Origin of the sequence: uncultured Tenacibaculum sp., from assembly GCF_947494125.1 — a bacterium.
Taxonomy (GTDB): Bacteria; Bacteroidota; Bacteroidia; order Flavobacteriales; family Flavobacteriaceae; genus Polaribacter.
The window spans coordinates 131,925-138,035 of record NZ_CANLTU010000008.1 but is presented as its reverse complement, the minus strand read 5'-3'; the positions used below and the strand labels follow the sequence as shown (position 1 = coordinate 138,035).

8 protein-coding genes and 1 pseudogene are annotated in these 6,111 nt (G+C 29.5%); 5 read left to right on the top strand and 4 right to left on the bottom strand.

Going from position 1 to position 6,111, the window contains the following annotated elements; translation table 11 throughout:
- The 5 genes and pseudogenes from Q0881_RS13460 to Q0881_RS13440 all read left to right on the top strand — a co-directional run.
- Nucleotides 1-213 (top strand): annotated as a pseudogene (locus Q0881_RS13460) (HlyD family secretion protein); the annotation flags it as partial.
- A 391-nt stretch (nt 214-604) separates the two neighbouring features.
- Nucleotides 605-820 carry a hypothetical protein gene (locus Q0881_RS13455; protein ID WP_299161219.1) on the top strand — a complete coding sequence of 72 codons (216 nt, stop codon included), beginning with the start codon at nt 605-607 and terminating at the stop codon, nt 818-820.
- A 17-nt stretch (nt 821-837) separates the two neighbouring features.
- A complete protein-coding gene (locus tag Q0881_RS13450; RefSeq protein ID WP_299161217.1) occupies nt 838-1,059 on the top strand; it encodes a hypothetical protein in 222 nt (73 codons plus the stop codon).
- A gap of 14 nt (nt 1,060-1,073) precedes the next feature.
- A complete protein-coding gene (locus tag Q0881_RS13445) occupies nt 1,074-1,313 on the top strand; it encodes a hypothetical protein (protein ID WP_299161215.1) in 240 nt (79 codons plus the stop codon).
- Nucleotides 1,314-1,319: 6 nt separating this feature from the next.
- Nucleotides 1,320-1,532 (top strand): hypothetical protein, encoded by a 213-nt coding sequence (locus tag Q0881_RS13440; protein WP_299161213.1) that lies wholly within the window; start codon nt 1,320-1,322, stop codon nt 1,530-1,532.
- 78 nt (nt 1,533-1,610) lie between these two features.
- Here Q0881_RS13440 and Q0881_RS13435 read toward each other — a convergent pair whose 3' ends face one another.
- From Q0881_RS13435 to Q0881_RS13420, 4 genes are read right to left on the bottom strand one after another with little or no spacing between them, the layout of a single operon-like run.
- A complete protein-coding gene (locus tag Q0881_RS13435) occupies nt 1,611-3,578 on the bottom strand; it encodes a cytochrome c biogenesis protein CcdA (protein ID WP_299161210.1) in 1,968 nt (655 codons plus the stop codon).
- A 26-nt stretch (nt 3,579-3,604) separates the two neighbouring features.
- Complete coding sequence (gene tilS / locus Q0881_RS13430) at nt 3,605-4,918, bottom strand: tRNA lysidine(34) synthetase TilS (protein ID WP_299161208.1); 1,314 nt, start codon at nt 4,916-4,918, stop codon at nt 3,605-3,607.
- 4 nt (nt 4,919-4,922) lie between these two features.
- Nucleotides 4,923-5,762, bottom strand: a complete 840-nt coding sequence (locus Q0881_RS13425; RefSeq protein ID WP_299161206.1) for an alpha/beta hydrolase — start codon at nt 5,760-5,762, stop codon at nt 4,923-4,925.
- A gap of 3 nt (nt 5,763-5,765) precedes the next feature.
- Nucleotides 5,766-6,002, bottom strand: a complete 237-nt coding sequence (locus Q0881_RS13420) for a hypothetical protein (RefSeq protein ID WP_366139567.1) — start codon at nt 6,000-6,002, stop codon at nt 5,766-5,768.
- Nucleotides 6,003-6,111: the final 109 nt, after the last annotated feature.

The window sequence follows — 6,111 nt, the reverse complement described above, 5'->3', positions numbered from 1 at the left end:
GGTGAATTAAACGGTACAGTAAAATCAATTTCATTAATACCAGATGAAGAAGGAAACTATTTAATAGATGTAGCATTACCACAGGATTTAAAAACTACCTATGATAAAAAAATAGCTTTCAGACAAGAAATGAAAGGTACCGCCAATATAGTAACCGAAGATTTACGTTTGATTGAACGCTTCTTCTATCAACTTAGAAATATTATAAAATAAAACATTCTTTCGCGAAGAATAGACATACCCCTTGAGTGTCTTTAAATGATCAAGGATTTAATCAATTTTAAACTTAGGTAAAGCTTTAAATAAAGCTGAACAAAAAGAAGTTAGTGGAGGTATTCGTTTAACCACTCCAGGAGAATGTGATGCAATAGAAGGTAATGTACCTTTTGGATGTCCATGTAAAACAGGATGGTGTTCTGGTGCTTTAGTTTGTGATACTTCTAGCCAAAGTCATTTAGATGGTATCTGTGTGTATACATTAAATTAAAACTATAGAGTTACTAATGCATTATTTATATAATAAGACTCTCTGGGAAATAATTAGCAATATTATTTCGAGTGTTTTTAAAAATAAAATATTTAACTAATTTATAAATAAATTAAAATGAAAAAATCAATTTTAAATTTAGGAAAAGCTTTAAATAAAGCAGAACAAAAAACTATAATCGGTGGCGAAGGCCCTGGAGAAGAGAATAATAATGATGGACCAAATAGTAGAGGTTGTTATGAACAACCTGTTGCTGATGTAAATTGTGTAAGTCCATGGGGCTATTTTCCTGGTTGTGGTTATGCATGTATGACAGCTCCTTTAGCTCCTTAATTTAATAACTTTTAATAATGAAAAAATCAATTTTAAATTTAGGAAAAGTTTTAGCCAAAACTGAACAAAAAAATATCAAAGGAGGTAAGGCTATAGGAACAATTTGTAAATCAGGAATATGTTATTCAAATAATTGGGTTTCATCTGGAATTTTAAATGGAGATGTTTGTGCCGTTTTATTTGGTTTTGGTAGTCATTGTAGAGGTAATATCAATAACGGGCAATGTTGCCTTAATTAAATAAGAATATAGATATGAAAAAATCAATTTTAAATTTAGGGAAAACTTTAAATAAAGCAGAACAAAAATCAATTAGTGGAGGTTTTGGTGTAAATTTTATAGGTAGTATTTGTTATACATCTCAAAGTCGTTGTAATAGTGCCATGGCTTCTGCTATTTCTTATGGAGCAGATCCAGCACAAACAAGATGTGAATCTTGTACAACAGAATGGGGAGCTCCTGGATTTATGGTTAGAATTTATGCTACTTTATAAGATGTTATGAAAAAATCAATTTTAAACATTGGAAAGACATTAAGTAAATCTGAGCAGAAATCTATTAAAGGAAGTAATACAGAGCACTATCCTATATGCAAATGTGATACTATTGGACGTGTAATAAATCAACCATGTGATGGATATGGTCCTGGTTGTGGTATTATTGATATTATATTACCAGATAACGAAGATTTATGTGAGCCATTATGTAAATAATGGTTAAGTAAAAATTTGCTTAAAATAAAAAAAGCCTCTTAATAATTATATTAAGAGGCTTTTTAAATATTTATTTAATTAGTTACTGTTAAAACGGTCTAAACCAGTTTTTAACCAATCGTAATATGTTGTGTGATCTGTGTATTGTTGCGGAGAGTTAAGTACTTCTAAACTAGGACTCATTAATACATAAAAAGGTTGTGAAGCAGTTTTAAAGTTAGCTGCTTGTAAAGTAGCCCATTTATCACCATAAGTTCTAATTCTTTTTACTTTACCATTTGGTTTAATAAAATCAAATTGTTGATCTTCTGGTAATTTTCTTTCATGATCATCTACATATAATGAAATTAATACATAGTCATCATTAATCAATGAGTAGATATCTGGTTGACTCCAAATGTTTTCTTCCATCTTACGACAGTTAACACAAGCCCAACCTGTAAAGTCTAATAAAACAGGTTTGTTTACAGATTTTGCATAAGCAATACCTTCTTCAAAATCTTTAAAACAATTTAAGTTAAGAGGACATTGATTATCTTGTTGATAAATACTATGAAATTGAGGTGGAGCAAAACCACTTAATATTTTACTTTGATTCCATGCTGGTTTCTCCATAACTCCTGGAGCTAAATATACAGCAAAAGCTAAAGCACCTAAACCTAATAAAACTCTAAAGAAAGAAATTTTACCATATTTTTTTCCAATCAAACCAAATAAATATAAGGCCATTAAGAAACCAATTAAAGCCCAAATTCCAATAAATATTTCTCTTTTTAATATTCCCCAGTGACCAACTAAATCTGCATTAGATAAGAATTTAAAAGCAAAAGCTAATTCTAAGAAACCTAAAACAACTTTAACTGTATTTAACCATCCACCAGATTTTGGTAAAGAATTTAACCATCCTGGGAACATTGCAAATAAAGCAAAAGGTAATGCTAAAGCAGTACCGAAACCAATCATACCTGCAGATAATTGCATAGCTCCACCATTAGCTCCTAATGATCCTGCTAATAAAGATCCTAATATAGGTCCAGTACAAGAAAAAGATACAATTGCTAACGTAAGAGCCATAAAGAAAGTACCTATAATACCTCCAATGTTTGAAGCACTATCAGCTTTATTACTCCAAGAGCTAGGTAATGTTAATTCATAAAATCCAAAGAATGATCCTGCAAAGAAAATAAGTACAGCAAAGAAGAAAACATTTAACCATATATTCGTAGAAATTGTATTCAAAATTTCTGGATCTAAAGTATCTAAATAATGGAAAGGTAAACTTAAAAGACCATAAATTAATACGATAAAGAAACCATATAATAAAGCACTACCGATACCTTTTCCTTTTTTCTCAGAACGTTTTGTGAAAAATGATACTGTTAACGGTACCATAGGGAAAACACAAGGAGTTAAAAAGGCTAATAATCCACCAACAAATCCTAATAAGAAAATGTTTAATAAAGTATCTCCTCCTTCTTCTTCATTTGATTTTTCTGTTGTACTTTTTAATAAAACAGTATTTTTTAAATTTAAATTTAAAGATTGTGATAATGATTGACTTTTATCATCTACTTCAGCTACTGTCTGTGCTACTTCTTCACCAGTTAATGAGAAAGTAAAATCTTCATCAAAAGGTAAACAATATTCTTTACATATCTGAGCATCTAAGTTAAGTGTTACTTGAGTTAAACTAAGGTCAGAAACAGTAATTCGTTGAATTAATTTACCTTCTTCAACAAAAAATATTTCATCTTTCCCCCAAATTTCACTAAATTCTGTTTCAGTATCACTTTCTTTAGCTTTACCATTAAGTGTATAGCCAGTTTGACCTTCTGCAGGAGAAATAGTCATTGGTAAAGAAGCGTCTTCTGGATTGTATTGCGAGTATAAATGCCAATCTTCAGCAATTTCCACTTCGAAAATTAAGTCGTATTCGGTGTCCGAAATTTTTTCAACGGTAGGAGTTACAACAATAGGATTGTCATCTGATTGAGAGTAAACCGTAAAACCTATGAACAATAAAAATAGAGTAAAGAATTTTTTCATTCGAGTTAGTTTATAAGGGGTTGTTTTTATATAGTTATTCTTAATAATTGTGTTGTATTGTTAGAAGATAAAAAACGTCTGTCTTGTCGTTTTCCGATAATCCAAATAATTTCATTATCACCTGAACAAAGCAACCAAATGTTATTCTTATCAAAAACTGATATTTTTTCGTCTTTAAAATATTTACTTACTTTTTTCTTACCTAACATTCCTGTAGGGTAAAAAAAATCACCCTTTTCCCACTTTCTTAAGGTGAGGGGGTAATTTAGTAAAATTTTATCGACATAAATAGTATTTATATCAGATATTGTTATTTTTTGAACGTTTTCGAATAATAAGTTAATAGGGCTTACTATTCTGGTATTTTCTTTATATATGATAACTTGCTCATTTTCAGATGAGCTGTTTTTATCAGTGCGTAAAAGTAATAAAAAATCTCTGTCTTTCAATAAAGTATAGAAATTTGTTGATACTTTCTTACCGGATTGAGCATAAATTAAATTGTAAACATCATCCCATTCAGTAAATTTATACGCTTTTAGTATTTGATATAAATACGCTTTTGGGTTAGATAAAGATAAGATTTTTTTAATTTCTATTTTTATCACATCTCCTTTGTTGGTAAGTGTTTCGGAAGAAATTTCATTTATTCTATCGTTTACAATTTGTTGAGATTGTTTTAAGAATTCACTAGTTTTTAAGAACGAATTTAATAGCTTTGGATTAAGCTCTTTTAAAACTGGAATAATTTGGTGACGTATTTTATTTCTTACGTATTTTGTCTCCGAATTACTTGCGTCTTCTCGCCATTTGATACTACTATTTAGCGCATAATTCTTAATTTCTTCTCTAGAAAAAGCTAATAAAGGGCGTATAACATTACTATTTTTAACAGGGATTCCTGTTAAACCTTCTAAACCAGTGCCTCTAGTTAAATTGATAATAAAAGTCTCTAAGTTATCATCTAAATGATGTCCAGTTAAAATATAATCGAAATTATGCTTTTTTGCTAATTGATTAAACCAGTCATAACGTAGATTTCTTGCTGCTAATTGAGTTGATAGTTTATGTTCTTTAGCATATAGTGCTGTTTTAAATTGAACTGTATATGTTTCAATAGATAATTCTTTGCCTAAGTTTTTAACAAAAGATTCATCTAAATTACTTTCTTGTTTTCGTAGCTGAAAATTACAATGCGCTAATGAAATATTAAAATTTAATTGATGTAATAAATGAGTTAAAACAATACTGTCTACTCCTCCAGAAATAGCAACTAAAAGTTTCTTCTCTTTTAAAAAAGGAAGATTATCATTAATATGTTTTTGAAGCTTTTGCAGCATTTATTTATAATTGAGTATTTAACCAATCTATAATATCATTCAGCATTTCTTCTGCACACAAATCATTATGCAATTCATGGTAGCCACCTTCATATAGTTTTAAAGTGACATTATTAGCATTATTAGCATTATTAGCATTGTTCGCAAAAGATTCCGTCCCTTTATAATCAATAATTTTGTCTTCAGTTCCGTGCAATAAAAACATTGGAGTTTCAAGTTTTGAAGCATTTTCAATAGCCCAATCGGCTGCGTCGAAGAATGATAATGAGAAGTTTGGACTTATTTTATCGTGTACTAATTTATCGCTTACATATTTATCAACTTCTTCTTGAATACGTGATATATGAGAAGTGTCTAATTCACTAGGCAATGTGATAGAGGGAGCGACTTTTTGCATAATTTTACCTAGAGAAAGTTTCCATGCTGGAGGAGCAAATGCTAATTTTAACATAGGACTCGTTGCAATAGTACCAGTTAAATTATTCTTATTACGAAGCGTATAATTTATAACAGCGTTACCTCCCATAGAATGTCCATATAAAATGATAGGTTTGTTTCCAAAAACGTTTTTTGCTTTCTCTATTAACTTTGATATACTTTCTAAAACTGCATCAAAACCAGGGTTATGTCCACGCTTACCAGAGGTTTTACCATGTCCAAAGTGATCAAAAGCAATAACACCAAAATTATTATCGACTAGTTTTTTAGCCACATGTTGGTAACGTCCAGAATGTTCTCCCATTCCATGAACAATAATTACAACTGCTTTTACGGTTTTTGGTTGCCAATATTGACCGTAAAAATTAGTTTTATGATAATTAAAATCGAATTCTTGATGCGTCATAATTTATTGTTTTTTTAACCAAACTCTTATTTCTTTCCTTAAAGAAACCTCAGGTTTGGGTAAAGGAATAGTTTTACCAAATTGCTTACTTCTTTTAAATTTAGAGAATGTAATTTTATGTTGTTTCCATGCTTCTGGATATAATTCTAAAAACTTATTAAAAAAGCTTTGTTCATTTATTTTTCCTTCTATTTGCGAAAGTACTTGTGTAAATTTTTCGTCTTGTTCTATAATCATCATTTAGTAAATATAAATAAAACTACTTTGAATTTAGTAAGATATATTGATGCAATTTCTGAAATTACAGTAGAAATTATTTGGTGTGTTTGTTTAAGAAAACATATTTCAC